Origin of the sequence: Rahnella sp. CFA14(1/10) (genome assembly GCF_004195095.1) — a bacterium.
GTDB classification, from domain to species: domain Bacteria; phylum Pseudomonadota; class Gammaproteobacteria; order Enterobacterales; family Enterobacteriaceae; genus Rahnella; species Rahnella perminowiae.
On the sequence record NZ_SEWS01000015.1, the window covers coordinates 1 to 26,445 of the forward strand.

The window sequence follows — 26,445 nt, forward strand, 5'->3', positions numbered from 1 at the left end:
CTGTAGTGAGAAGCAACCACTGCAGAGAGTAACATCCACTAAAGTGAGTAAAACCACTATGGAGAGCATTAACCACTGTAAAGAGTAAATAGAGGTGAAGTGGAAAATGTAAGCAAGTACTAACCTAACTATCATAAGGGGCTTCAGGTTAGTAACTACTAGGGGGGTTAGGGTAAAACACGCAAACAACCACTAGAGCGAGTAAAGATTACTAACCGCAGTGGTTGGTGGATTTGATAATCGCTGAGTTTGCTGATTGCAGTGGTTGCGCTTCTCACTACAGTGGTTAATTTGCTTACCACAGTGGTTATGAAAAAAGCCTGCTGATAACACAACAGGCTTCAGGTCAGAGGGATAACGAAGGTATCGATGCTATTTCTTTGCCTGTCGAAGTTGTTCAAGCAACTCAAGTTCTTCTTTCGTCAGCATGACCATCTCACGCGGCGCGCCAGGATCGACATCTTTCTCGGCAGGGATATCAATAATATGTTCATCGTCCAGGACATCATAGACATCATCGCCTATACCTGTCGGGATCTGAGCTGGTCGTAATTTTGGCCGCCTATAGTGGATACAGAAATAAACGGCTTTACCGCGTTTGACCTCCGTATAGTCGAGATAGCCAATAGCCTTAAGTTGTTCCATTGCCTTACGAACAGTAGCGTTCTGAGTGATCGCTCGTGATGTCAGATTAAGGCGGGCACGCAGGCGCGACATGGATATGGGAGCGGGATCTGTCGGCAGGCTTTCAATAAAGGTATAGAGAGCCTGCGCCGACTCCTTGCGAGATAGTTCGTTGATTGCCCTGAGCTGAAGAAGAACTTTCTTATCGAATTGATACAACTCAAAAATCTTCGGATCCGCCTGTAACTCGACGACATCCTTTTTCGGGCTATATTTTGCTGACTGAACAAGGTGAGTAACATAATAGTCCCCCTCCTTATTGGAAAACGACAACGTGTTGGTTGCGATACGTTCCAGAGAGGCTTCCAAACGCGCCCTGAGCTTCGCTGAGGAGCGCGCGGAAGGAATGCCACATAATTTAGCGAACTCAACGAAAGGCAGGTATACAGAGTCTCCCAGGACCTTATGCTTGGCAAAGGCATGAATGATCCCGACCCATGTCTTGAAATCATTATCCATATCAAGCCGGGCACCGGTGATCTTAATGTTTTCATATCCTTCAGACTTGACGATCGAAAGTTGCTTGAGCTCCGAAGTGACATCCATGGAATTCATCTGACCTTTACGGCCCCGGGCAGTCGATTTCAACGTGGGTACAAATAAGCCCAACCGCATAAGTGCTACAGGCTGAACCGTGTTATTGCTGTTAGGAACCAGAGTAACAAGTTCACCTGTTCGCTTATCCGTTTCTGCGAAAGCTTTCGCTATCTCTATGTTTTTTGGCTCATTTCCAGACATTATCTGCTCTCACAATGAATGTGCATAAGAGTCTCTCTGTACACGATACAGTGGATACTAACACTCACTATAGCGGTTTTACTACCACACATAGTGGTTAATTTGCTTTTTATAGTGGTTGTTTTACTCCCTATAGCGGTTAACGATCTTCATTTTACCCAAATAGCGCAAGGCCTCCAGAGGCGCGGGGATCTCTTTGGTTCTTTTAGGTTCTATTTGGATCTTATTATTGGATCGAACAAGAGGATAACTTTAAAAACAGAAGGTTAAATTTTCCGATAAGGATCCACAATGACCATTGCAGCCCCGTATCTGGCAGGTGCATAAACTGTGTACATCATGACAAGTCTTCGGACAGCCGGAAGACTTGTCATTTATTTTTCAGGCAATTATCTCATTCCTTAAGGGATAATATTATGCACAGTACTGATGATGGTTTACTCACTCTAGTGGTTTTTAGTCACTCACCAGCGAAGTTAACTTGCTGTTCATAGTGGTTACTAAGCTCTCTATAGCGGTTAGTTTGCTCCTTATAGTGGTTTCTTATGTCGATCAATCCCTTATAGCGCAAGGCTTGTAGCGAAGCGGGGATCTCTTTTGATCTATTAGATGATCTCTATAGGATCTTATTATTGGATCTGGCCTGTGGAAAAGTGGATAAAAAGGAAAGTGAGTTAAAATTTAACGGGAGGAGGAGGGTGGCTCATCTTCAGATAATCAGGTGTCTCTATGATACGCACTGCTTCCAGATCAGCAGTGAGCATCGTTGGCAATGATGTACCTGTCAGAGGTGAGGCATAAATTCGGCCAGCCGGTGTTTTTGTTTTCTTCGTTCGTCAAGATTAGAGGGACTTAACCAAAGCTCCATAGCCTGTCTGATGCCATCCCATTCAGAGTCGATGATAGAATACCAGCGGACATCACGGCTGTGCCCCTTTGAAACCTGTGTCTGCCTGAGAGTACCTTCATAGGTAAATCCGAGTCTTTCTGCCGCACTGATCGCTGCCTCATGCAGGCTGTCACATTTCCATCCACACCGGCGATACCGTAATGTTTCCAGTACATAATAGAGCAATAGGAATATGGCCTCAGTACTGCAAAAGGTGCGTTTCATCAGCGGTGACCAGTTAATCCAGCCTATCTCTACAGAACCGTTATCAGGATCCATTCGCTGTAGCGCAAGAAATCCAACAGCTTTACCTGTAGATATATTGATTACTGCGTAAAAAATGGGATCCTTGCTTGCGGCAAGAGAAGCGATGTAGTAATCGCACTGTTTGATAGTGACGGGGCGTTTAATATGAAAGTACGTCCAGTCACGCTCATCATCAATACTGTGCCAGGCATCGAATAAGTCCCGGCTATGCTTAACGTCAATTGGCTCAAGATAGCAATATTTTCCTCTGAGGATAACTTTTTGAGGAAGCGCATGTGGCTGCCAGTCGGGTAATTCTTTACCCAATGTCTGACCATAAATATTTAATTCAGTCATAATAAATTTTACCTGTGTTGTTAATATTAGTATATTGGGCGAGCACTGTGATTTTGTTTTTCTCCTGCACTATTATTCAATCCATGATGCTCGCATATCGTAATTAAAATACTTATCGGTAAAAAAATAATTTATTTTAGTGCTGAATTTATGTTTACTCTAAAATATACACTAAGCTGTTGATTTATATTAGTTTAAATTAAAAAAGTATTTCTTTGTTTTATTAAAAATATGATTAAGATCACATGTTTATCTTAGTGCGATGAATAGCGGAACGCTGTAAAATGGCGCCATGATTCTTTATTGTTAGAATTAATACTGCATTGTATTATTTCATTCCATAATATAATGACAGCTTTTTATTCGGTATGACCGATACTACTGAATTTTGGATGAACTCATGCCAATTCATCGGCAGAGTTGAAGATAATTCATTTTACTGTATTCATTGACTGACGAAGCAGTAACGGGCTGTCAACTTTGATTATATCGCGATGGGATTTACCCTCTATAATGTGAAGCGCGCTGAGCCTGCCAATTTCATAATGGGGTAATTGTACCGTTGACAACGACGGCAGGAACAAATCACCGATCCCCACCATATTATCGTAACCTATGACTGCCACATCTTCGGGGATCCTCAGACCTTGCGCCAGAAGCGTCTGGTACACCATAAACGCGATGCGATCGTTACCGCAAATCACCGAATCGAATAAGGGTTTTTTCTGATGAATATGTGCCTGCACAATCGCCGGAATATCCCGATAATGCTCATCACCATATTCCATGTAATAGTGGTCGAGTGTCTCAGAAACCAGCCCCGCCTCCATACATGCTTGTTCCAGACCTTTGCGGCGTCTGACAGTGGCAAGATGTGTTGCAGGCAAATGTAAGCAGAGCGGGCGACGATAGCCTGCAGACAAAAGTGCACGTACCGCTGCATATTGTCCATGTTCGTCATCCGGAATATAACTCGCTACCTGCTGATGCAGGCTTTCGCAATTGGCGAGCACACAGGGAAGGTTTAACAACTTCTCGGGTAGCGGCACCTGTCGCAATCCCATTGTTGTATAGATAATGCCATCCGGTCGGTGTGAGAGAAGCAAATCAACGATATTTTCCGGGCTGTCATCAGAAAACATGTTAACCACAAAGCTGTTCCAGCCATGCGCACGTGCTGTTTCTTCAATGGAGAGTGTGATTTCCACTGAAAAGGGGGTGGTGACGGTATCAAGTGCCAGCACACCGATGGTTTTTGCAATCGCGTGAGCGCCACGTATTTTTTTGGCCGATAAATCGGGCACGTAATTCGTCGCATCGATAGCAGATTGTACGCGTGACAAGGTCTCAGGCTTTAGACGTTCCGGGGAGTTTAGTGCCCTGGAAACCGTCATCAGTGATACATTCGCCAGTTTTGCCACATCTTTCAGGGACGCCATTCTTTTTGCTCCTGCCTGCTCATTACGCCACAGGTTATAAAACTAACTTGCTGATGTAAAAGGATCATACGTGATTTTGGTGTCCGGGTGTGGGTTGCAGTGAATAAGAAAAGTTGATCATGATCTCATACTGCTTATGTTAACGTTAACTTTTGTGATTAACATCTAGAATTACAGCAAAACGGCATGCGCCTTATTTTATGTTAACGTTATCATTTGCGCTCCACCTCAGCATGAGATTGCTATGATGAAAACCCGTCATTCTCAAAGTTATCTGATACTCAGCGCTTTATTGTTCTTTTTCTTTGTAACCTGGTCCTCTACAGGCTCACTGCTCTCGATTTGGCTACATCAGGAAGTCGGTCTGAAAGCAGGGGATACCGGGATAATTTTTTCAGTGGTGTCTTTTTCCACTCTGTTTGTGCAAATTTGTTATGGTTTTATTCAGGATAAGCTGGGGCTGCGTAAGAATTTGCTCTGGTTTATCACGGCATTATTAATTTTTTCCGGTCCGGCCTATCTGCTTTTTGGCCATCTACTGAAAATTAACGTCTTTCTGGGCAGTTTTTTTGGCGGCATCTATATCGGTCTGACTTTCAATGGCGGTATTGGTGTCCTTGAGTCTTACACCGAGCGTGTCGCCCGTCAGAGCCAGTTTGAATTCGGAAAAGCAAGGATGTGGGGGTCGCTGGGTTGGGCTGTGGCAACCTTTTTCGCCGGGTTATTGTTTAATATTAACCCGAAATTAAATTTCGCGGTTGCCAGCTGTTCTGGTCTGGTCTTCTTCATACTTTTGATGCGCTTACGCGTCTCTTCTGCGCCCCATGCCATGCAGGAAGCCGTGGCGGGTGGGAAAGTCACGCTTGAGGATGCATTACGCCTGCTGACCCTGCCGCGTTTCTGGGCGTTGGTATTCTTTGTGGTCGGCACCTGTATTTACGGCGTCTACGATCAACAGTTCCCGGTCTATTTTTCCTCACAGTTCCCGACGCAACATGAAGGGAATGCGATGTACGGCTATCTTAATTCGTTTCAGGTATTCCTGGAGGCCGCAGGCATGTTCTGTGCACCATGGCTGGTAAATCGTCTAGGTGCTAAAAATGGTCTGATTTTCGCCGGCATGGTGATGGCGATGCGCATGGTCGCCTCCGGATTAGTGGAAGGCCCTCTGCTTATCTCTATCACCAAGCTGCTGCATGCGGTTGAACTCCCGATACTGCTTATCTCTATCTTCAAATACAACAGCCTTAACTTCGATAAACGTCTCTCATCCACGCTCTATCTGGTGGGTTTTGCCTGTACGGGATCCGTAATTGCCACCGTATTGTCACCCCTCGCTGGCTACAGCTACGAAAAATATGGATTTGCTCAGTCCTATCTGTTCATGGGGTTAATGGTGTTCTGCATCACCTTTATTTCTATTTTCCTGTTGCGTTCCGGTAAAACCTCAATGGATCCGCAGATACCACAACTTTCTACTATCTGATTGAAAAGAGAGAAAACGATGACCTATACAATTGCTAATGCTGAACAGGAACTTCAGGCTAAGCGCGAGATGCTAAACCTGCGCTGGTATCCGCGCTATCACCTTGCTGCAAGGGCTGGCTGGATTAACGATCCTAATGGCCTGATCTGGTTTGATGGCTGGTATCACGCCTTTTATCAGCATCATCCTTATTCCACTCAGTGGGGGCCGATGCACTGGGGGCATGCGCGGAGTAAAGATTTGCTTCACTGGGAGCACTTACCCGTTGCCCTAGCCCCGGAAGGACCGGAAGACAAAGACGGGTGTTTTTCGGGGTCGGCGGTGGTGGATGGCGATACCCTGGCGCTGATTTACACCGGACATAAATTTCACGGCGACGCCGGTAACGACGAGAACCTTTATCAGGTGCAGTGTCTGGCAACCAGTCGCGATGGTATTCACTTTAAACGTGAGGGGATCATTATCGATACCCCGCCGGACTTGCATCATTTCCGCGACCCTAAGGTCTGGCGCGAAGGGGATAGCTGGTACATGGTCGTCGGTGCGCGCGTTGGCGATACCGGGCAAATACGATTGTATCGTTCAGCCGATTTGCGTCAGTGGCAGGATGAAGGGATCCTGGATGAGGCGCAAGCCGGTATGGGCTTTATGTGGGAGTGCCCTGATTTCTTTACCCTTAATGGCAAACGTGTCCTGATGTTTTCTCCGCAGGGGATGGCCGCGCAGGGCTTTGAGAACCGCAATCTGTTCCAGAGCGGTTATCTGGTGGGAGACTGGCAGCCCGGAGAGCCGTTTGTCCGCACAGGGGAATTCGTCGAAATGGATCACGGACACGATTTCTATGCCCCGCAGAGTTTCCTGACACCGGATGGCCGCCGCATCGTGATTGGCTGGCTGGATATGTGGGAGTCGCCGATGCCGGAGCAACAGGACGGCTGGTCCGGGATGTTGTCTCTGCCGCGTGAGCTGAGTCTTACTGAAGACAATCGTCTGCAAATGCGTCCCGCGAAAGAGGTGGAAGCGCTGCGTCAGGCCTGGTTCCCATGGCCTGTCAGTACCTTGAAAAACCAGCAGACACTCATGGCAAACAAAGGGGAGGCCATGGAAGTCGTGCTTTACTGGGATTGCGCAAGCAGTGATGCGGAACAGTATGGACTCAGCCTGGGAGAAGGTCTGCGTGTTTATGTTGATACGCAGATGCAGCGTCTGGTGCTTGAGCGCCGCTATCCGCAGTACGGATTATGTGGCACGCGCAGTGTACCGTTGGTGCCCGGCGCTCCTCTGGCTTTACGTATGTTTATTGACAGCTCTTCGGTCGAGGTATTCGTTAATGACGGCGAGGCATGCCTCAGTAGCCGAATATATCCGGATGCCGATCGCCGCGAATTAAGTTTATTTGCCTGGCATGGAACAGCGACATTATCAGATGCCGGAGCCTGGCAGCTGGAATAAGCCCTGTCCAGTGTCGAAAATAACCCGTCTTTGATGATGGGCGGGTTATTACTGCGTTTATCTTCGGGCTGTATTTATACAAAAATGACACATTAATATAAATAATAAGAAGGTCTTTTCCGATGAATAAAATCTGGGTCGGATGTATTTTGACGTCTGTATGTACCTCGGTAGCCCATGCACAGGGTACGCTTTCCCTCGAACAACGGCTGGAACAAATGGAGCAGCGGCTGAAAGTCACGGAGCAGCGCGCGGCGGGTGCGGAGGCTGAAATTCGCGCCCTCAGGCAAGAGAAGCAATTGTCCCACGTAGTAAACAATACTCCCGCGGCTCCTGCGACTCCCGCGCTTCAGCTCACCGGGAATGGTGATATTAAATTTTATGGAGACGTTGAATTTAATATGGATGGTGCCAGCCGCACGGGCAGCCTGACGTCGATAAAAACCAGCACAAATAAAAACTGGGCGCCGGGAAATAAAGAGCGCTGGGATATTAATGGTCGTATTCTCCTGGGGTTTGATGGTCTGCGAAATGGGGTTAATGGAAAATATGCCGGATTCAGCGTTCAGCCGTTGGCTGATATCAACGGAAAAATGAACCTCGACGATGCGGCATTTTTCTTTGGTCAGCAGGATGACTGGAAAATTAAAATTGGTCGCTTCGAGGCCTGGGATATGTTCCCGCTGAATCAGGATACGTTCATTGAATATTCCGGTAATACCGCTAACGATCTCTACAGTGACGGTTACGGTTACATCTATATGATGAAAGAGGGTCGCGGGCGCAGCAGCAGCGGTGGCAATTTCCTGCTCAGTAAGACACTCGATAACTGGTATTTCGAACTCAACACGCTTATAGAAGATGGCAGTTCGCTATTTGTCGACAATAACTATCACGGCAATGCGTTAGATAACCGTAAAAATGTGGTTTATGCCCGCCCGGTTATTGCCTGGCAATCCGGTGAGTGGTCAGTCGCCGCCGCGGTCGAAAGCAACCTGGTGAATAATGCCTACGGATATCAGAATACGCAGGGTGTTTGGGTTGACCAGTCGAACCGGACCGGTTACGGAATGACGATGAGCTGGAACACGCTTAAAACTGATGCAGAAAACGGTGCGGTCGTTAACCTGAGCACGGCTTATCTCGACGCAGCTGACGAAAAAGATTTCAGCGCAGGCATCAATGCGTTATGGCACAGGGTGGAAGTGGGTTACATCTACGCGCACAACAATATCGACAAGTTCAATATGGCCGGGGTAGCCGGTGACTGCGACAACGACTGCGCGATTCTGGCGCCGGGTAAGTATGACATTCATACCCTTCATACTTCATGGCACCTGCCTGATATCATGGATATGCCTAACTTCAATATTTACCTGGGGGCTTATGCCTCCTGGCTTGAATCACCGACGATTAAAACGGGTAATACGGATGACCGTTATGGTGCACGCGTGCGCTTTAAATACCTTTTCTAAACACCGGTTGCCGTAAAAACCTGGCGCTGGAAATTGGCATGAGCGCATCACTAAAGGATATCGAAGTATGACGTTGAATATAGAAAAACAAAAAATGATCGCCGGCGAACTCTATGAGAGCGGTGATGCATTACTCATTAGCGAGCGCAGGCGCGCACGCCAGCTTTTACATGGTTACAACCATTCATCACCAGATGATGAAGAACTGCGTAAACAGTGGCTTAACGAGTTGTTAGGAAGTCATCAGGGCGCGTATATCGAGCCGACTTTCCGCTGTGATTACGGTTATAACATCCATGTAGGAAAAAATTTCTACGCCAATTTTGACTGCGTGATCCTTGACGTATGCGAGGTGCGTATTGGTGATAACTGCATGCTGGCACCAGGAGTGCACATCTATACCGCTACCCATCCGCTTGATGCACAGCTGCGCATAAGCGGGAAAGAACTCGGCAAGCCGGTGACGATTGGTAATAACGTGTGGATCGGTGGACGTGCGGTGATCAACCCAGGTGTCACCCTGGGTGATAATGTGGTGGTGGCTTCCGGCGCGGTCGTGACAAAAGACGTGCCGTTTAACTGCGTCGTGGGGGGGAATCCGGCCCGTATCATTAAGCGGCTTTAGACACCGGTGCCGCAGTCGGTGGAAAAGGGGGGATAAATAATTTAGCCGTTTTGGCGCGTTACACCACGGTCAAAACCTAATTGTGTCACGCTGATCCCCCCTTGTTGCAGAATGGCGGCTTCTGTTTCAGGAGCATCCGGTAAGTTTTGCCTTTTCAGGGAGAGCCAGAAGTACTCAAGATCGCGGGGGTCGCGCTGTGAAATAACGTCAATATTGTGCAGATATCCTTTCCCCTGACGGGTAAAGGTCAGCGGCGGCAAGGCCGGGTTAATGGCTACGGGAAAATTGATGTTAAGACATCCGGCCTTGAAATTTTCACTCTTCCAGAGCGCTTCGATAGTGGCAGCGCCCCGGGTTTCTGCGACTGTCCAGGGAACATTATTGCGGTCCGTAAAAGCCTGGCTGAGGGCAAAGGACGTCACCCCCATCAGCATGCCGGTCATTGCAGCGCCAATGGTTCCGGAAAAAACGGTCTCGGTTCCCAGATTGGCCCCTCTGTTAACCCCTGAAAGCAGCAACGTTGGCTTTTTATCTTTCATCAGATGACCGAGCGCTAACGCTACACAATCTCCGGGTGTCCCGGTCACAGCGTATCGTTGTGGTCCTCTCTCACTCAGACGTAACGGACTGTGAAGGCTAAGTGAATGTGACGTGCCACTCTGATCGTGGACGGGAGCAACTATCCAGACATCGTGAGAAAGTTGATGAGCGATTTTTTTCAGGACGGCCATACCGGGAGCATCGATACCATCGTCATTGGTTAATAATATTCTCTCGCATAGCATACTTTGTTGAGGCATAGATTCTCCTTAAACGGGATAAGCTAAGTTGTATAAACGTGGGGATTACGTATGAAAACCGGCAACAAGTTTGCCAAACTGGCTATTTCAACGTATAGACCAGCGTGCCGTATCCGAGCTGGTCGTAACCTCCGCTGTTAGGCCCATAATCACCCCCACCGCCCTCGGGACTGGCTTTTTTTGCAAAAGCTTCGACGTAAGGAGATGTTATCCCTTTCAGCACAACATAATGGTTATAAAAAAGCGCCCAGATTGGCCTCATTTCTCCGCGGAATTTTTCGGAAATGACGGGCTGGGTGACATCACTATTGGTATACGGGGTGTAGGGCACATCATGCATTAGGTTATACTTTGCAACGTATTCGGCGCCAAGCAAAGCCCGGTTATGGTCGTAACCGTATAAATCGTCTCCCTGACTCCAGGCCATTTGGCAGAACGCACCAAGCAAAGCGATATCCAGTAATGAGTGAGCCTGATCGCGGCCGCTTTCCTGGACTTGTCCGAGAGAAGAACCGTAGAGTTTCCACACCAGATGTTCCACAGAACCATTACCCTGGCCATATTTAAAGTAGGTAATCGCTTTATCATAAATATCCCGGCGATCCGTGAGTACGCCGATAGCTAACATGGAGTCCATGTTTGCCAAATCCCAGTTTGCCCAGTAGTGATCAATTTTCGCACCATTATGATGCTCGAGAAAATCCTGATTCATAGGGTAGAAGACGGTCAGCATCATGGTTTGAAAATCATGAAAATCTTTTGGGTTCCATAGGGCTGAGTTACGCAGTATCTCGGCTGCGTTTGCAAACTGATAGCCATAAAGACCTGAGGCCAGATACCGGTCAGATCCTCCCTGAATCGTCGTGAGTGTCGTCGTCCATGCGTTTAAAATACCGATAGCCTTGCGGGCATACGCATCGTCCCCCGAGATTTTCCAACGCAATGCCAGTGCATAAGCCGCAGCAGCGTCGTTAAATAAGGTGCCGTAATTTTCCGTATGAATGCCGTCCTTTCCGCGATAGATAACGGCCTGCGGGTTGGGGTGCCAGTCAAGGGATGCATGCTTATTTTCCCGTAATTTCTGCCAGCCATCGATATAAGGCTGAGTGCCTTGTAACACTTTACTCTGCATCCGTTCAAAGTCTTTCTGGGTATGCAGAAGTCCCGGATGGACAAAGGGCATAACCGCTTCTGCCCGCGTGCTGGTGATGGGGGCAATAATCAATGCCCCGGTTAACATCAGACATGAAAAATAAGGGAGATGCCTATCCCGCACTGCATGATTTTTATAAAATTTCATTATTAATTATTCCTTTATTCTTTAATTAAGGCATGATTTATATTTAATTTTTTGATGTAACTGAGGGGTTCATTTTATTCCGTTGCAAAGATATCTGTAGCAGGCGTAAGCGTCACTGATTTTATTGTAAATAAATATCATCAAAATATAATTTAATGCAATTTACCGTCGATAAGTTAGGCATCTAATATGTAGTATGCTTCATATATTTTTTGTGTTGTGTTAACGATACATTGTGTTTCCCTTGACGAAATATTGATTCTCTTCGGTGAGTATTGCATGGCATTTTTTATTCACCTCGGGAACAGACTCATGAAATCTTATAAAATGGCCTTGAAAAAGGTAGAGTACAAGCTGAAGTTAGTCCGTACATTTTTTATCAGTGATTTACGTTACCGGATGCGAAAGCATCAACAAGAGTTTCGCAGAGTGCCTGATTTTGAAAATCCACAAAGCCTGAATGAGAAGATAAATAACAGAATGATCTTCGAAAGAGACCCTTTCTTTACTATGCTGGCGGATAAAATTGCAGTCCGGGAGTACGTGAAAACGAAAATTGGAGACGATTATCTCGTCCCGCTTTTAGGGGTCTTTGAGAGGGCTGAACTTATTGATTTATCTCATCTTCCTGAGCGGTTTGTATTGAAATGTAGTCATGACAGTGGCAGCGCGATTATCTGCAAAAATAAACATCAGTTCGATGAGCGGGCAGCAAAGAAAAAGCTTAATGATCATCTTAATCGGAATATGTATTATGTCACGCGTGAATGGCACTACAAGGATATCAAGCCTTATATAATCTGTGAAAAATTTATCGATGTCTTCGGGGGGAAACCCTTACATCTTATTCCTGAAGTCTATCGAGTTCATTGTTTTTCAGGTAAAGCACATATTACCGAAGCTGATTTTACTGATGCCATGAATAATGAGTATGTCAATGTTTATGACCCGCACTGGAAAATTCTTCCGCTCACCATGGGTTACAATAACTCCCCGCATGAAATCGCTGAACCTGTTCTTTATCGCCACATGATCGGCCTTGCGGAAAAGCTGGCGGAAGGTATCGCTTATTGCCGGGTGGATTTTATTGCCGATGCAAGCCAGATTTATTTTAGTGAGATAACCCTCACGCCATGCAACGGAAGGATACAGATATCCCCCGTGCACTGGGATTATTTTCTGGGGGAGTTGTGGGTGTGATTTTTCAGTTTAATTATGCAGGATTATATTTTTGCTTAGAAAAAACCCAGGGCATGTCTGAAATATCCTGAGAATGAGGGCGGCGATAATATCAAAAATACGCAATAGTAGGCGAAAATATAAAACAAAATGATCAAAACCAGCATGGCGATATCTCCTTTCATCCGGGTCGCCTTTAATATAGGAGAGTAGAAGGATTGACGTATGAAAAGTCGCCGTTTAGGACGACTTTTCATACGTTCATGTTCAGTCCATCAGAAGGTATAAAGCACACCAAAATTGTAAGTTGTACCACCGCGCTTAACCACAATCGGGCTGTTACCCGCTTTGTCGTCCAGCCAGGTGTAATCGGCACTGACAACGCCGCCCCAGTGCGACGTGAACTGATGACTCCAGGTCAGGCTGCTGTCTACGCCATAGAACCCCCCGGCGGACTGATAAGGTGCGAAATTAGTGCGGTCGCTTTGTTCGCGGCTCACGCCATAAAAGGTGTTCATATAGCGCCGGTCGCCAAAGAGCGCCGCCGACTGAAGCGCGACAGTGTCGGTGTCGTTTTGTACCGGCAGTACCGTGACGGAAGTCTGATAATGCACACCTTGCCCGTCTGTCAGTGGCAGAGTGGCTTTGCCTTCAAAAGACAACCACGGTGTTGCTGACCAACCCACCGCGAGCGCGGTATTCATGGTCGCATCGATATTTCCCATGCCTTTGAGTTTATTCGAGCCATCCCGCCAGGTGGAATTTCTGTCTGTCCGCCCCAGGCTATATCCCAGCGTATGCTCCAGATACAGGCCGTTATCCGCCTGCAGGTCATAACCCACACCTTTCAGCGAATCGAAGAAAAAGGCGCCATCGCGCGCCTGAATGACCGGCGCAACCAGCCAGTGGCGCTGATCGGAACCGCTGTAGCGCGGCGCGCTTTGTGCGCCCATGCCGACGGTAAAGGTTGGCGCAGGCGGAGTGTTGTCGGCCATTGCCTGCAGCACTGTGGCGGACAGGCTGAAACAGGTCATCTGCAGCATTAGTTTTCTGGATATCATTGTGATTCCTCATCACCCAAACATATGGTTCGTAGCGGATTGCAGCCGCGTCTGAAACCCGAAGTATGAAGAGGCCGTGTCAATAAACTGTCGGGGAATTATGAAGAAACCGTCAAGACGCCCCCTGTGCAGACAAAGCGGATCCTGATTGTGGAGAATGACACCGATGTGACGGACATTTCCGGGGCGCATTTAAACGCTGCACATGTGCTGTCGCTGTGCCGGTCAGCAATCTTGCAAAAAAGTGTTCATCTTGACGGTTCCTTGATGAAATATTACGGGAATCTGGACAGTGATTGGATTGAATAGCGATATCTCAATTCAGGAAGACTGTCATGGCTGTTACCTTCACCGATTATGCGCGGCATGCTGTTCGCCATTTATCCGCCTCCGGCCGGATACTTCCCTTCATTCCTGCTGCCTGTCTGGCCATTATTGTTATGGTGCTGATAGGTTGTGGTGACAAAACCCATAAACAAACTCCTCCGGTCAGGCCGGTACGGGCAATTCTCGCACCGTCCCCGGTCGCGGTGGGTTCTCTGATTCAAACGGGTGAAATACGCGCCCATGAAGAGGTTACGCTCGGGTTCCGGCTGGACGGACGCATTCTGACGCGGCAGGCCGAGGTGGGAGATCGTGTGATCGCAGGTCAGGTTCTCGCCACACAAGAAAGCGATACCAGCCGCAACCAGCTCAGCAGTGCGCAGGCCGATCTGAACAGTGCCCGCGCGGCAGAACAGGTGGCCTCGCTCAATCTCAGGCGTATGCAGTTACTGATGCCTTCGGGGGCTATTGCCCGATCGCAGCTTGATAGTGCCCAGGCTGACTGGCAGGCTGCCCGCGCGAAGCGTCAGAGCAGTGAAGATGCGCTCAAAAATGCGCAGGAAAATGTGTCCTGGACAAAACTCATTGCTCCGGCTGACGGGGTGATCACCCAGGTCAGCGCGTCGGCAGGACAAGTGGTCAGTGCCGGACAGTCTGTGATCACCCTGGCCAGTGGCAGCATTCGCGATGCCGTATTTGATGTGGCTGATCCTCAGTCTGTTCCTCAGCAAGCTGACAGCCTGTTTAATGTATCGCTACTTTCGGCCCCTTCCGTAGTGGCCCGGGGGCATTTCCGCGACGTCAGCCCGCAGGCCGATCCGCAAACCCGTACCTGGCGTCTGCGCATCACCCTGGATAACCCGCCACCGGCCATGGCACTCGGTGCCAGTGTTCAACTTACACTTAACGCGTCAGGTCCGCTTTTGATAGCACTGCCTGCCTCTGCGTTGACCCGTACCGGGAATAAACCGGCCGTTTTTGTTGTGGATGAGAAAACACAGTTGTTGCATTTAAGGCCAGTCGTTATCGGGCGTTACAGTACCTCTGAAATATTTATATCTGCCGGTATCCGCTCTGGCGAAAGGGTGGTCATTGCGGGTGTCAGTAAACTTCGAGACGGTGAAAAAGTTATCCCCGGGGAGGACAGCGAATGAAAACGTCTTCCCCGGTCGGGGCTTTCAACCTTTCAGCCTGGGCGCTGAATCATCAGTCGCTGATCGCCTTTTTTATGTTGCTGTTAATGGCGGCGGGTATCATCAGCTATGAGCAACTCCCCCGGAATGAAGACCCGGCGTTTACCATTAAAACTGCCGTGGTGTCTGCGAGCTGGCCGGGTGCAAGCGTGGAGGACACGGTTAATCTGGTCACCGATACGCTGGAGAAAAAACTGCAAGAAACGCCTTATCTTGACTTTGTCCAAAGTGAAACCCATGCAGGGCAATCAGTTATTTTTGTGAACCTTCGCGATGACACGCCCCCTTCAGAAGTCGCGGGTATCTGGTATCAGGTGCGTAAAAAGATGCAGGATATTGCGCCGTCACTGCCAGCGGGTGTGCAGGGCCCGGCGGTGAATGACGAATTTGATGACACATTCGGCACCATTTATGGCTTTACTGCAGAAGGTTTCACGCCGCGTGAGCTTCGTGACAGGGTCGATGATATCAGCCGCAGTCTGATGTCGTTGCCGGATATGGGGAAGATCAATCTGCTGGGTGTGCAGGAGGAGAATATTGTCCTCGCATTCTCACCGGCGCAGCTGGCGGGAATGGGACTGGATTTGCAACAAATCACCGATGCGCTGAAGGCGCAAAATGCGGTTGAACCTTCAGGCGTCTTGCGAAGCGATCGTGAAAACATTGCCTTGCGGGTGAGCGGCGCACTGACATCAGAGCAAAGTTTACGTGCCGTGACGCTGCATATTGCCGGGCGCTACATTCCGCTGACGGATATCGCGACCATTAGCCGCCAGGATGCCGAGCCTCCGTCACCGGCATTCCGGGTCAACGGTCAGCCTGCTATCGGTCTTGCCATATCCATGGCTTCTACCGGCAATATGCTTTCTTTCGGCAAGGCGCTCAATGACCGGATGGCTGCTATTGGCGCGCAGCTCCCGCATGGTATTGAAATGGTTAAAGTCGCGGATCAGTCGACAGTGGTTTCGCAGGCTGTAAGCGGATTTATCCGTGTATTAATTGAGGCTGTGGTCATTGTGCTGGCAGTGTCCTTCGTCTCATTAGGCACCCGTGCCGGGCTGGTGGTGGCTGCGGCGATCCCCATCGTGCTGGCGATGACGTTTATCGGCATGATGCTGGCGGGCATAGGCTTACAACGTATTTCACTGGGGGCGTTAATCATTGCCCTGGGGTTGCTGGTGGATGATGCCATGATCACCGTCGAGGCAATGGTATCCCGCATTGAGGCCGGTGATTCTAAATGGCGGGCAGCAACTTACGCATTCGAAACTACGGCTTTCCCGATGCTGACCGGCACGCTGGTGATGATAGCGGGCTTTATTCCGGTCGGATTTGCCGCCTCAAGTGCGGGAGAGTATTGCTATTCTCTCTTCGCCGTGGTGCTGATTGCGCTTTTATGTTCCTGGGTAGTGGCCATCCTTTTTTCACCGCTGATCGGAACCTGGCTGTTACCTGAGAAACTGGCATCACACGCGGGAAAACAGGGCAGACTGATGCGTTTCTATCAGCGTCTGCTCAATCAGGTTCTGCAAAAACGTGTGGTGACTCTCAGTATTGCCTGCCTTTTGTTAGGGCTTGCCGCTTATGCGACCACGTTTATGCAGGGCGAGTTTTTCCCGGCGTCGGATCGCCCGGAACTGCTGGTCAGCCTTACGCTTCCTGGCAACGCTTCTCAAAGCGACACCGCACGGCAAGCCGGGCGGCTGGAGCATGCCTTGAAAGACAATCCGAACATAGACCATTTTTCTACGTATGTGGGGTCAGGTGCGGTGCGCTTTTACCTGCCTATGGATGTGCTACTGGATGATGAAAACACAGCACAGCTGGTTGTTGTCGCTAAAAGCCTTGAGGACAGGGATAAATTACGTGCGCAACTGGAAACAGTTTTAGCCCGGGATTTCAGCGATATCACGACGCGTGTTTCGCCGCTGGAACTGGGGCCACCGGTAGGCTGGCCGGTAAAATATCGTATCAGCGGACCGGATTACGCGAAGGTCAGACAGATTGCGCAGCATCTCGCCAGTGTGCTCGGAAACAGTCCCGAGACCCGTGAAGTTAACCTGACCGCCGGTGAACCTGAGCGGGTCATCACTTTGCAGGTGAATCAGACCGCAGCACGCGCAGCGGGCGTTTCCTCCGAAAGTCTCGCCACATTGCTTAATACCGTCTGGTCCGGGAGTGTTGTCACCACCGTCAGGGATAAAAACCGGCTGATTGATGTTGTTCTGCGGGCAAATAAGCGTGAACGTCAGGATTTGACCACGCTGTCCGGGCTGATGATCACGACGGCAAACGGGCAGAAAATCCCCCTCAGTCAGGTGGCGACACCTGTCTGGGGCATTGATGACCCGGTTATCTGGCGTCGTCAGCGCCTGCCGTTTATCACTGTACAAACTGATTTAGCCGCAGGGCTGCGTGCAGAGACTGTTTCTCAGCAACTTGCCCCTTTGGTGTCACGCATCAGGGCAACTTTACCGCCGGAATATACTATAGAGGAGGGTGGTGTGGTGGCAGAGTCGGACAAAGGCAACAGCTCGGTATTCGCGGTACTGCCGGTCACACTGTTTGTTATGCTGATCTTACTCATGATCCAGCTTCAGCGATTCTCCCGTATGCTTCTCGCGTTGTTCATGGCCCCATTCGGGCTGATTGGCATTGTGTTGGCAATGTTGCCGACAGGTACGCCGATGGGATTTGTCGCCTTACTCGGTATCATCGCTTTAGCAGGCATGATTATCCGCAACGCGGTGATCCTGATCAGCGAAGTGGACAATAACGTCAGGGAGGGTCTTGACCGCGATGAAGCCATCAAAGCGGCGGCACAACACCGCTCCCGGCCTATATTACTCACGGCTTGTGCTGCAATACTGGGAATGATCCCGATCGCTGAGCAGGTTTTCTGGGGACCTATGGCCTATGCGATTATCGGCGGTCTCATCGTTGCCACTTTCGTCACGCTTACTGTTTTACCCGCTTCGCTGAGTATTATTATGCAGTTTGAAAAGAATCATGTTAATGCAAAGTTAAACTAAGCTGATGAACTTCAGTCACGTAACAGTAGCACTCACTGTCGTACAGAGAAGGAGCCAGCCTGCGAGGTCTGGCTGTAACCTGTTCACGATAATGTTAGTTCTGTGCAATGCTCAGGCAGGTGAACATCTGCCTGAAATCATTCCAAGCCAGGCTGTAAGTTCATTATTGAAAGAAAGCATTAGGGTGAAAAGTATAACTAATAACAAGAGGTTAGAGGATGTCTCCAAAAGCCGTGTTTTTTGACTTAGATAATACGCTTACTCATCGAGCTTTGAGTATTGCCCGGTATGCAGAGATATTTTATTTGGCCTTTCGTAACCAACTTAAAGAAAAAAATGCAGATAATATTAATGCGATTATCACTCGTGAGGATAACGGCGGTTACCTTCCTGAAAACTCGCCATTTTCCTCAATCCGCGAGGCAGTAAGCCAAACATTAGCTTCAGAGCTACGATGGATAGCCCCCCAACAGGGTAAGACAGTCCTGGAACATTGGGTCAATCACTTCCCTTCAGCGGCTATTGTCATGCCTGGTGCCAATGAACTGATTGATGAACTTATCAGGCATGGTATCGCTATTGGCGTCATATCAAATGGCGCTGAGTGGTCACGCAATAAAACGTTAGAAGCCCTTTCTCTTTCAGAAAAAATAGACGTAATGCTCTGTTCTGAAAGGTTTGGCGAAAGTAAGCCCTCACCAAAAATATTTCATGCAGGAGCAAATCGGCTCGGTTTACGTCCAGATCAGTGCTGGTATGTGGGCGATCATCCAGTTAATGATTATCAGGGAGCTAAAAATGCTGGCATGAAATCTATCTGGCTGAAAGGGTTTCATCCATGGCCGGGACGGTGGGTTGATACAGAATATTCCGTAAATTCTCTTAACGAAATCACTATGATGTTTACGCAGCATGCTTTACCTCGGCCTTGGTGAGCAGAAAATAAGATACTATGTACCGGGCTAAAATAAAGAAGTGCATACGTATTAAAATAATAAACAAATTAAAAAGGCCTGCGGAATTCACTACAGGCCCGGGTGGGACAAAATATAGCCCTACATGATTAAGTACTAATCATTATCATGGCTATGCTGTCCACCCTTTTTGCCGGCTTCACTTGCACGTTCGCGGTCATTAGCGAAGTTACCCCCGCTTTTTTGCCCGCCTTTTTTACCGGCTTCTGATGCTTTCTCATGGTCTTCTGCAAAATTACCTGATCCACCACGATGTTCGGCCATAATATCCTCCTATCGGATTAGTACAGTTTTTTAGAGTAAGAGCATCCTGATATGAATATACAGGATGTTTTACCTGAAGAGCATGTGCTCACGTTCAATAATAATATAGTTTGTCTGGCTGTAAAAATTTTTATTTATATTTAATGGGCGGTGAGTGGGGTGTGTCTGCATATACAATCGTAACCCGCTATTCTTTAGGTGGTTTACGGAATCTGCTGTGGTTGGATATTATAATTTTGTTTAGGAAAAATCCTAAACCTATATATTAACAATTAAAACAACTATTATTAATAACTCACATAAACAACATGACGAGGCAATTATGGCTATTACGACATTGAAAGATCTTTTTATTCATGATTTATCTGACGTTTATAGTGCTGAGCGCCAAATTACCAAGGCCTTACCGAAGATGGCACGGGCGGCGACCAATCCCAAACTGGTAGAAGCCTTTAAACTCCATCTTGAAGAAACACAAGGCCAAATTGAACGGCTGGATCAGGTCGTGGAATTAAGTGATGATCTGCGCATTAAACGCATGAAATGTCATGCCCTGGAAGGCCTTGTGGCTGAAGCGCAGGAATTGATCGACTCAGTTGAAAAAGGTGAGGTTCTGGATGCCGGTCTGATCGGTGCCGCGCAAAAAGTTGAACACTATGAAATTGCCACATACGGCACTCTGGTCGCAATGGCCAAAAAATTAGGTTATACCGACGTTGCTAAATTACTTCATGAAACGTTGGAAGAAGAAAAAAGAACCGATGAGAAACTGACCCTTCTGGCGGAGTCCGATCAGGCTTCAAAAGGCTAACTTCCGTTGGGTTGCGATCGTCCGGATGATTGTTTTATTCCTCTGTTTATAAGGAGTTTGTTATGGCCACTTCAGAAGCGTATGAGAATTACATTGACTGGGTGAGGGATGCTCACGCCATGGAACAACAAGCCGAAACGATGTTATCAAAAATGGCGGATCGGTTAGAACACTACCCGGTTCTTCAGCAAAGAATTAAGCAGCATATTACCGAAACGCAGGGGCAACAGCGACTGGTTGAGGGCGTTTTAAACAACCTTGATACCTCGCGCTCCGTGCTGAAGGATACCGCCGGTAAAATGTCGGCGATGGGTCAGGCCTTTGGCGGTATGTTTGCCAGTGACGAAGTCATAAAAGGCGGGATCAGCGGTTACGTATTTGAACATTTTGAAATTGCCTCATACAGCTCTCTTATCGCTGCTGCTGAGCATGTGGGCGATCTGGAAGGTGCCCGCGTTTTTCGGGAGATTAAAATTCAGGAAGAAGAAATGGCTCAATGGTTAGCCGAACATATGCCTGAACTGACGAAACAATTTTTGTCCCGTGAAGAAGACCCGGACGCAGAAGCGAAACGCTGATACTGAGCACGCATTTTACGTTCATGAGCCCCGGCATCGGGGCTCTACGCGTTTAATAAAATGATGAATCCGCCAATCTCAGGCAGTTCCCGTTATATCCCGTTATAAAAGTGCAGCCAGCTTTTCAAGAGCGAAAATGGAGGCCTGCAGGAGAACCGCTTCACTGTCACCGTCAAAATGTCTCACTTCTTGTCGTTGTTTACCTGGCCCGAGATACCAGCCAAACCAAACGGTGCCGGCAGGTGTCCCGTCTTCTCCCCCTTCCGGACCCGCATAGCCACTGACAGAAAGCCCGGTGTCCGTGCCAGCCATTTCGCTGGCACCTTTTGCCATCTCTTTTACGGTCTGAGCACTGACGGCGGTAAATTTAGCCAGCGTGTCTGTACTGACATGAAGCAGTTGATTTTTCGCCCTATCATCGTAGGTAATAAAACCGCTCGCATAGGGTACGCCGCCCTCGGAAGCCGCGCACAATGCCATCCCTACCATACCGGCTGTGCAGGATTCGGCACTTGCCAGTGTAAGGTCTCTGTCCTTGAGTACATGAACCACCTTTTGCGCCGCGTTTAATAATTGCTCATCCATTCCTGTTCTCCTTCTCTTGCTCAAGCTACGAAGAGGATTCACACCTGTTGCCCGCCAATTTTTCCACTAATTTTGTGAGATGTTCTATCTTGTCATGAAGCTGCGCAATTTCTAAATCTGCTTTTACATTCACGTCAGATTCGATTTCCTTACGGATTTGATCATTCTTCTCCTGGCGTTTTTGATTCATCATAATCGCGGGGGCGGTATAAGCTGACTGGAAAGACAGAAAAAGATTAAGCAGGATAAAAGGGTAGGGATCAAAAGCTGATTTCTTAATAAATACATTATAGCTTGTCCAACCCAGAATTATACCCGTTTGTATAAGGATAAATTTCCAGGTTGCAATAGCACCGGTGATTCTTTCGGCAAGTTTTTCACCGAAATTACCTGGCTTCCTGCATTCTTCCGGATCGTTTATTAATGTCGCATGCTCCTCCTGACTTTTTTTTCGAAGTTGTTGCAAGTGTTCTCTGTCTTTGGTGTCCATGATTTCAGCCATATCATCATCCTCTCTGAATTAAGGCATAAAGTTATTTTATTATACATTTCCGATGGGTAAGGTATATCAAACGGTTTTTTTAAAAGCTGTACATAAAACTTTTTTTGTATAATTTTCGCACTACCTTCTGTGTGCCTGTCTATTTAATAAACAATTTAGTATGCTTAAATATAAAATAATGAGCATAACGCGATATTACATCGATAAGATTTTTCTTATTTAAGATAAGCGGTTAAATACGAAAAATACATAAATTTAAGTATTTACCAGACTCAACGAAGAGAATAAAAACAGCTTGAATTTTTTACAACTGACGGATTGCTGTCATTATTAAAATTTACTGAAATGAATCATATACAAGAAAGCAGTGCAGGAGGTGAGAGATGAATTTTCTCGACTGGATGATTGCGGCTGGCATCCTTCTACTGACTATGTCGATGCTGACTGGCTGGTTAAACAGAACGCCTGTGCCTATGTTCGGTCTTTATTTAGTTGTCGGTATCGCTTGTGGTCAATGGGGACTGGGACTGGTAAATATAGATGTTTTTAGGCATACCTCTATGATCAGCCGGGCGACGGAAATTGCTATGGCGGCATCATTGTTTATTACCGGGTTAAAATTGCGTTTTTCCTTTAGTGCGCCGGTCTGGAAAATTGGCGTGGTTCTGGCGCTTCCCACCATGTTATTAACCGTCGGCGGTATGATGCTTATTGCACACTATCTGGCGGGCTTTTCCTGGCCCATCGCGTTGGCCTTTGGCGCGATTGTCGCGCCTACCGATCCGGTGTTAGCCAGCCTGGTGGCCGTCAATGACGCCAGAGACAGTGACTGGCTCAGGTTGTCATTATCCAGCGAAGCCGGTCTCAATGACGGGACGGCATTACCTCTGTTGATGCTGGCATTGATTTTCTTTCATGCAAATGAAGCCCCTCTGTCCGCTGACCAATGGATCCACTGGCTGTCCGTTGACCTGCTTTGGGGATTATTCGCAGGTCTGACCCTCGGCTTCGGGCTGGGCAGGGGCGTTGGCCTGCTCGCGACACGCTCACGACATTTACAACAGGATGTAGCTCCAGTGATTTCATTGCGCTCGCACTGATGGCCCTGAGCTTCTCACTGGCGACCTAAATAAACGCTTCGGCTTTTCTGGCCGCTTTCGCGGCCGGGGTTGGGCTGCGCAGCGCTGAAGTTAGCGTACAAAAACGCCATAAACAGGATGATGAGAACGGTGAAATCCCTCCCGCCGAAACGATGGTAAATCCTCATTCCCGGCACCGTCTTGAGGAACAGGGGCCGGTGAAGTCCGTCGGATTAGTTATCGGTGACGCGTTATCTTTTGGGGACACGGTCGAACGGCTGCTGGCTGCAACCTTAGTTATTTTATTGGGCATGACGTTAGCGCTGCATTGGGATATTGATGGACTGATGCTTGCTGTGGGGTTGTTTGTGGTTGTGCGTCCGATAGCCGTGTTACTGATGACCTGGGAAATGGCCTATTCCTGGAAACAGCGAATGATGATGGGGTGGTTAGGTATTCGGGGTATTGGCAGTATTAATTATATCGCTTTTGCCCTTCTTCACGGTTTGCAAGGCGAAGAAGTAACCAGAATGGTTAACTGCGCAGTGACATTAATAACGTTCAGCGTACTGCTGCATGGTGTTACGGTTGGGCCGCTGCAGAAATGGCGGCGTAAGAAAAAATAGCTATATTGGCGAAGACGTAGCCGCTGATTGTCGCGAAATCATTATTTGCCGCTAAAGTTATTATAAGCACGGTTCAGAATAGGGTTTAAAACAGAGAGTGAAGCGATGAACAGTGACTGGTATAAAAATGCCATTATTTATCAGGTTGATACCGCTTATTTTTTTGATGCGAACAACGACGGAATTGGCGATATCAGCGGTATTCTTAAACACCTTGATTACATTCGTGGTCTGGGGGCTAATGCACTCTGGCTGACACCTTTTTATCTGACTCCTTTCCGAGATGACGGATACGACGTAAAGGACCATCTCACAGTAGATCCGCGTTTTGGTGATATCGCCGATATGGTGATGCTGCTTGAACAGGCTGAAGAAATGGGACTGCGGGTGATAATTGAATTAATTTTACAGCATACCTCAAGCGAACATCGATGGTTTCAGGAAGCCCGGAAAGACCGTCATTCGCCGTACCGCGATTATTATATCTGGGCAGATGAACCCCCTGAAAATGACGATCCTCCCATGTTTCCCGGGATAGAGGAGAGTGTCTGGAGCTGGGATGAGACTGCGCAGCAGTATTATCGACATATGTTTTACCATGATGAGCCGGACTTAAATCTGGCTTGTCCCGCCGTGATAAATGAAATTGAGCGGGTGATCCTGTACTGGCTCCGGCTGGGTGTTTCCGGATTCAGGCTTGATGCCGCTTCGCACCTGATAAAACAAGCCGGAAAAGGAGATGTCAAAAAAGGTCTCGGGTTACTGAATCATTTACGAAATTTTGTCGCCGTCCGGCACCCCGAAACTATTTTATTGGGCGAGGTTGATGTTCCGCCACAGCAATATAGCGATTATTTTGGCGATAATGATCGCCTGCATATGTTACTGAGTTTCTCACTAAACAAGGCGATGTTTCTTTCCTTCGCACATAAAGATGCCCGCCCCTTGGTTAAGGCGTTGGATGATATTCCCACCCCACCGGCAAGGGCCTGTCTGGCTAACTGGTTGCGTAACCATGATGAACTGGATCTGGCGGGATTAAGCCCGGCAGAACGACGTGATGTTATAAAAGAATTTGGTCCTGAACAGGATACGCATATCTATCAGCGCGGACTGAGACGACGCTTAGCTTCAATGTTTGAAAATGATACAGCAAAAATTGCTATGGCATATTCGGTGTTATTTTCATTACCGGGCACACCTATTATTCGCTATGGTGATGAAATTGGCATGAGCGAGAATCTGTCCCTGAACGAGCGGAATGCTGTAAGAACACCCATGCAGTGGGACACCACCCGGAATGCCGGTTTTTCTCAAGCTGAACGCGATAAACTGATCGCACCAGTGATGGTAAGAGGACCCAACCGTTACCGGCTTGTGAACGTCAGTAAATCACAAATTCAAAACCATTCACTGCTGCATCTTGTCAGCAACATGGCCCGGACGCGGCTAGGGTGCAAAGAAATAGGGTCCGGTACTCATAAAATCATCGACATGAAAATGCCCTCCCTTTTTGCCATTCGTTATGACTATGACGGGGATGCTTTGCTGATGATTACCAATTTAAGCAATAAAAAAGTGCAGGTTGAGCTAAACGAGCCAGAAATTATGATGCTCACCGAACTGCTTGCCGATGAAGAATATGCTAAGTCAGGACTATTGAAAGCAACAGACAGGTTTCCGGTCAATGGCTACGGCTACCGCTGGTTTACGCTCAAATTCACTCGCGAATGAATGCCACGTATACAATACCGAATTACTTTTTCCTGCCGCTTTTTCGCCATAATAGGGCACAAAAAACGGCGCTAAACATTGTCAGCGCCACTTTACCCGTTCGCGCGGGATCGATGGCAATAACACTGTCCTTCGCTTCACCGCTGAACTTTCCCTTGCTTGTGTGATGACCTTCAACAGGCGTATAGAGATTATCGTCTTCATTTATCGGGTGAGGTTCTGACTGCATTTGTCCTCCCCATGCTTTTTGGGACATCAGCTTATCCAGCCATCCCGGGAAAAACATATTGCCAAGAATGGACTGTACAGTGGATATCCCGACCCATAATTCCCTCGGGGCTAAAAGAGAGGCTTTATATATGGCCTCCGCTATCGCTTCCGGCTGGTAAACCGGGGCTACCGGACGGGTGGTCCGGGGCAGCTTGTTACGCGACCATTCAAACTGCGGCGTATTAACGGCTGGGAGATGCACCATCGTCAGCCGGATAGTTGATTTTGAGTGGATAAGCTCTGAACGCAGTGCATCAGTAAAACCACGTATAGCGGCTTTCGCACCACAATAGGCAGATTGCAGCGGAATAGATCGATATGCTAATGCTGAGCCAATTTGAATAATATGCCCCTTATTTTGGGCCGACATAATTTTTAATGCTTCCCGTGTACCATTAATTACACCGTGATAAGTGACATCTGTAACACGTTGATATTCTTGCTGACTCATTTCAGTGAAAGGGGAGATGACCGTACACATGGCGGCGTTTATCCAGACATGGACTGGCCCAAGGGTATTAACAATCTGAGTCGCGGCATCTTCCATCTGACCGGTGTCGGCAACATCTGCACTCATCCCAAGCGCGCGGACGCCTGTCGATTCTATTTCTTTGATTGTTGCTGTGAGACCTTGCTGGCTACGGGCAATAACAGCCACATCATAACCATGCTGTGCAAAGCATAATGCCGTGGCTCGCCCAACACCCGCGGTCCCCCCCGTAACCACGACTAAAGGCATAGA

The 26,445-nt window shown here is 48.1% G+C and carries 21 protein-coding genes and 1 pseudogene; 12 read left to right on the forward strand and 10 right to left on the reverse strand.

The annotated features are described in order from the left end of the window. Positions 1-372 precede the first annotated feature (372 nt). The 3 genes from EVX52_RS23195 to EVX52_RS23205 form a co-directional block, all read right to left on the reverse strand. Entirely contained in the window at positions 373-1,422 is a 1,050-nt protein-coding gene (locus EVX52_RS23195; protein ID WP_129955453.1) for a RepB family plasmid replication initiator protein, read from the reverse strand. 784 nt (positions 1,423-2,206) lie between these two features. Continuing rightward, positions 2,207-2,914, reverse strand: a complete 708-nt coding sequence (locus EVX52_RS23200; protein ID WP_129955452.1) for a GNAT family N-acetyltransferase — start codon at positions 2,912-2,914, stop codon at positions 2,207-2,209. Positions 2,915-3,345: 431 nt separating this feature from the next. Continuing rightward, positions 3,346-4,353, reverse strand: a complete 1,008-nt coding sequence (locus EVX52_RS23205; protein ID WP_129992203.1) for a LacI family DNA-binding transcriptional regulator — start codon at positions 4,351-4,353, stop codon at positions 3,346-3,348. A 244-nt stretch (positions 4,354-4,597) separates the two neighbouring features. On the opposite strand from EVX52_RS23205, the gene EVX52_RS23210 reads away from it, so the two are divergent. The 4 genes from EVX52_RS23210 (at position 4,598) to maa (ending at position 9,391) form a co-directional block, all read left to right on the forward strand. Next, positions 4,598-5,839, forward strand: a complete 1,242-nt coding sequence (locus EVX52_RS23210) for an MFS transporter (protein WP_129992204.1) — start codon at positions 4,598-4,600, stop codon at positions 5,837-5,839. An 18-nt stretch (positions 5,840-5,857) separates the two neighbouring features. Next, positions 5,858-7,291, forward strand: a complete 1,434-nt coding sequence (locus EVX52_RS23215) for a glycoside hydrolase family 32 protein (RefSeq protein WP_129992205.1) — start codon at positions 5,858-5,860, stop codon at positions 7,289-7,291. Between the two features lie 122 nt (positions 7,292-7,413). Further along, complete coding sequence (locus EVX52_RS23220) at positions 7,414-8,766, forward strand: carbohydrate porin (RefSeq protein WP_129992206.1); 1,353 nt, start codon at positions 7,414-7,416, stop codon at positions 8,764-8,766. 73 nt (positions 8,767-8,839) lie between these two features. Beyond that, positions 8,840-9,391 (forward strand): maltose O-acetyltransferase, encoded by a 552-nt coding sequence (gene maa / locus EVX52_RS23225; protein ID WP_205951629.1) that lies wholly within the window; start codon positions 8,840-8,842, stop codon positions 9,389-9,391. Between the two features lie 41 nt (positions 9,392-9,432). On the opposite strand, the gene surE is transcribed toward maa, so the two are convergent. Next, entirely contained in the window at positions 9,433-10,191 is a 759-nt protein-coding gene (gene surE, locus EVX52_RS23230) for a 5'/3'-nucleotidase SurE (protein ID WP_129992207.1), read from the reverse strand. 82 nt (positions 10,192-10,273) lie between these two features. Then, complete coding sequence (locus EVX52_RS23235; protein WP_205952708.1) at positions 10,274-11,491, reverse strand: alginate lyase family protein; 1,218 nt, start codon at positions 11,489-11,491, stop codon at positions 10,274-10,276. 312 nt (positions 11,492-11,803) lie between these two features. Between EVX52_RS23235 and EVX52_RS23240 the strand changes: the two genes are divergently transcribed. Beyond that, entirely contained in the window at positions 11,804-12,691 is an 888-nt protein-coding gene (locus EVX52_RS23240; RefSeq protein WP_129955446.1) for an ATP-grasp fold amidoligase family protein, read from the forward strand. A 254-nt stretch (positions 12,692-12,945) separates the two neighbouring features. Here the strand turns inward: EVX52_RS23240 and EVX52_RS23245 are convergent, their stop codons facing one another. Further along, positions 12,946-13,731, reverse strand: coding sequence for a MipA/OmpV family protein (locus EVX52_RS23245; RefSeq protein WP_129955445.1), 786 nt, complete (start codon positions 13,729-13,731; stop codon positions 12,946-12,948). Between the two features lie 335 nt (positions 13,732-14,066). On the opposite strand from EVX52_RS23245, the gene EVX52_RS23255 reads away from it, so the two are divergent. The 3 genes from EVX52_RS23255 to EVX52_RS23265 all read left to right on the forward strand — a co-directional run bounded on the left by EVX52_RS23255 (position 14,067) and on the right by EVX52_RS23265 (position 19,215). Next, on the forward strand, positions 14,067-15,209 hold the full coding sequence (locus EVX52_RS23255; RefSeq protein ID WP_129992209.1) for an efflux RND transporter periplasmic adaptor subunit: 1,143 nt from the start codon (positions 14,067-14,069) through the stop codon (positions 15,207-15,209). Continuing rightward, positions 15,206-18,280: an efflux RND transporter permease subunit gene (locus tag EVX52_RS23260; protein WP_129992210.1), complete on the forward strand. Its 3,075-nt coding sequence runs from the start codon at positions 15,206-15,208 to the stop codon at positions 18,278-18,280. Before EVX52_RS23255 ends, EVX52_RS23260 begins: the two co-directional genes overlap by 4 nt. Before the next feature lie 218 nt (positions 18,281-18,498). Then, entirely contained in the window at positions 18,499-19,215 is a 717-nt protein-coding gene (locus EVX52_RS23265) for an HAD family hydrolase (RefSeq protein WP_129992211.1), read from the forward strand. A 135-nt stretch (positions 19,216-19,350) separates the two neighbouring features. Here the strand turns inward: EVX52_RS23265 and EVX52_RS23270 are convergent, their stop codons facing one another. Continuing rightward, on the reverse strand, positions 19,351-19,518 hold the full coding sequence (locus tag EVX52_RS23270) for a general stress protein (RefSeq protein WP_014333835.1): 168 nt from the start codon (positions 19,516-19,518) through the stop codon (positions 19,351-19,353). A gap of 322 nt (positions 19,519-19,840) precedes the next feature. On the opposite strand from EVX52_RS23270, the gene EVX52_RS23275 reads away from it, so the two are divergent. Together EVX52_RS23275 and EVX52_RS23280 are read left to right on the forward strand one after the other, a co-directional pair. After that, positions 19,841-20,329, forward strand: coding sequence for a ferritin-like domain-containing protein (locus EVX52_RS23275; RefSeq protein WP_129955437.1), 489 nt, complete (start codon positions 19,841-19,843; stop codon positions 20,327-20,329). Positions 20,330-20,391: 62 nt separating this feature from the next. Further along, positions 20,392-20,907 carry a ferritin-like domain-containing protein gene (locus EVX52_RS23280; protein WP_129992212.1) on the forward strand — a complete coding sequence of 172 codons (516 nt, stop codon included), beginning with the start codon at positions 20,392-20,394 and terminating at the stop codon, positions 20,905-20,907. Positions 20,908-21,009: 102 nt separating this feature from the next. Here EVX52_RS23280 and EVX52_RS23285 read toward each other — a convergent pair whose 3' ends face one another. Both EVX52_RS23285 and EVX52_RS23290 read right to left on the reverse strand, forming a co-directional pair. Then, a complete protein-coding gene (locus tag EVX52_RS23285) occupies positions 21,010-21,492 on the reverse strand; it encodes a CinA family protein (RefSeq protein ID WP_129955433.1) in 483 nt (160 codons plus the stop codon). A 25-nt stretch (positions 21,493-21,517) separates the two neighbouring features. After that, positions 21,518-21,994 carry a DUF1003 domain-containing protein gene (locus tag EVX52_RS23290; protein ID WP_129992213.1) on the reverse strand — a complete coding sequence of 159 codons (477 nt, stop codon included), beginning with the start codon at positions 21,992-21,994 and terminating at the stop codon, positions 21,518-21,520. A 383-nt stretch (positions 21,995-22,377) separates the two neighbouring features. On the opposite strand from EVX52_RS23290, the pseudogene EVX52_RS23295 reads away from it, so the two are divergent. Both EVX52_RS23295 and EVX52_RS23300 read left to right on the forward strand, forming a co-directional pair. After that, positions 22,378-23,699 (forward strand): annotated as a pseudogene (locus tag EVX52_RS23295) (cation:proton antiporter). A 105-nt stretch (positions 23,700-23,804) separates the two neighbouring features. Beyond that, complete coding sequence (locus tag EVX52_RS23300) at positions 23,805-25,433, forward strand: alpha-amylase family protein (protein WP_129992214.1); 1,629 nt, start codon at positions 23,805-23,807, stop codon at positions 25,431-25,433. Positions 25,434-25,455: 22 nt separating this feature from the next. Here the strand turns inward: EVX52_RS23300 and EVX52_RS23305 are convergent, their stop codons facing one another. After that, positions 25,456-26,442 (reverse strand): SDR family oxidoreductase, encoded by a 987-nt coding sequence (locus tag EVX52_RS23305; RefSeq protein ID WP_129992215.1) that lies wholly within the window; start codon positions 26,440-26,442, stop codon positions 25,456-25,458. Between the last annotated feature and the right edge of the window lie 3 nt (positions 26,443-26,445).

Excerpts from the sequence above, each read along its gene's own strand:
- EVX52_RS23195 (WP_129955453.1), bottom strand. The coding sequence starts at position 1,422 with ATGTCTGGAAATGAGCCAAAAAACATAGAGATAGCGAAAGCTTTCGCA.
- EVX52_RS23200 (WP_129955452.1), bottom strand. The coding sequence starts at position 2,914 with ATGACTGAATTAAATATTTATGGTCAGACATTGGGTAAAGAATTACCC.
- EVX52_RS23205 (WP_129992203.1), bottom strand. The coding sequence starts at position 4,353 with ATGGCGTCCCTGAAAGATGTGGCAAAACTGGCGAATGTATCACTGATG.
- EVX52_RS23210 (WP_129992204.1), top strand. The coding sequence starts at position 4,598 with ATGATGAAAACCCGTCATTCTCAAAGTTATCTGATACTCAGCGCTTTA.
- EVX52_RS23215 (WP_129992205.1), top strand. The coding sequence starts at position 5,858 with ATGACCTATACAATTGCTAATGCTGAACAGGAACTTCAGGCTAAGCGC.
- EVX52_RS23220 (WP_129992206.1), top strand. The coding sequence starts at position 7,414 with ATGAATAAAATCTGGGTCGGATGTATTTTGACGTCTGTATGTACCTCG.
- surE (WP_129992207.1), bottom strand. The coding sequence starts at position 10,191 with ATGCCTCAACAAAGTATGCTATGCGAGAGAATATTATTAACCAATGAC.
- EVX52_RS23235 (WP_205952708.1), bottom strand. The coding sequence starts at position 11,491 with ATGAAATTTTATAAAAATCATGCAGTGCGGGATAGGCATCTCCCTTAT.
- EVX52_RS23240 (WP_129955446.1), top strand. The coding sequence starts at position 11,804 with ATGAAATCTTATAAAATGGCCTTGAAAAAGGTAGAGTACAAGCTGAAG.
- EVX52_RS23245 (WP_129955445.1), bottom strand. The coding sequence starts at position 13,731 with ATGATATCCAGAAAACTAATGCTGCAGATGACCTGTTTCAGCCTGTCC.
- EVX52_RS23255 (WP_129992209.1), top strand. The coding sequence starts at position 14,067 with ATGGCTGTTACCTTCACCGATTATGCGCGGCATGCTGTTCGCCATTTA.
- EVX52_RS23260 (WP_129992210.1), top strand. The coding sequence starts at position 15,206 with ATGAAAACGTCTTCCCCGGTCGGGGCTTTCAACCTTTCAGCCTGGGCG.
- EVX52_RS23265 (WP_129992211.1), top strand. The coding sequence starts at position 18,499 with ATGTCTCCAAAAGCCGTGTTTTTTGACTTAGATAATACGCTTACTCAT.
- EVX52_RS23270 (WP_014333835.1), bottom strand. The coding sequence starts at position 19,518 with ATGGCCGAACATCGTGGTGGATCAGGTAATTTTGCAGAAGACCATGAG.
- EVX52_RS23275 (WP_129955437.1), top strand. The coding sequence starts at position 19,841 with ATGGCTATTACGACATTGAAAGATCTTTTTATTCATGATTTATCTGAC.
- EVX52_RS23280 (WP_129992212.1), top strand. The coding sequence starts at position 20,392 with ATGGCCACTTCAGAAGCGTATGAGAATTACATTGACTGGGTGAGGGAT.
- EVX52_RS23285 (WP_129955433.1), bottom strand. The coding sequence starts at position 21,492 with ATGGATGAGCAATTATTAAACGCGGCGCAAAAGGTGGTTCATGTACTC.
- EVX52_RS23290 (WP_129992213.1), bottom strand. The coding sequence starts at position 21,994 with ATGGCTGAAATCATGGACACCAAAGACAGAGAACACTTGCAACAACTT.
- EVX52_RS23300 (WP_129992214.1), top strand. The coding sequence starts at position 23,805 with ATGAACAGTGACTGGTATAAAAATGCCATTATTTATCAGGTTGATACC.
- EVX52_RS23305 (WP_129992215.1), bottom strand. The coding sequence starts at position 26,442 with ATGCCTTTAGTCGTGGTTACGGGGGGGACCGCGGGTGTTGGGCGAGCC.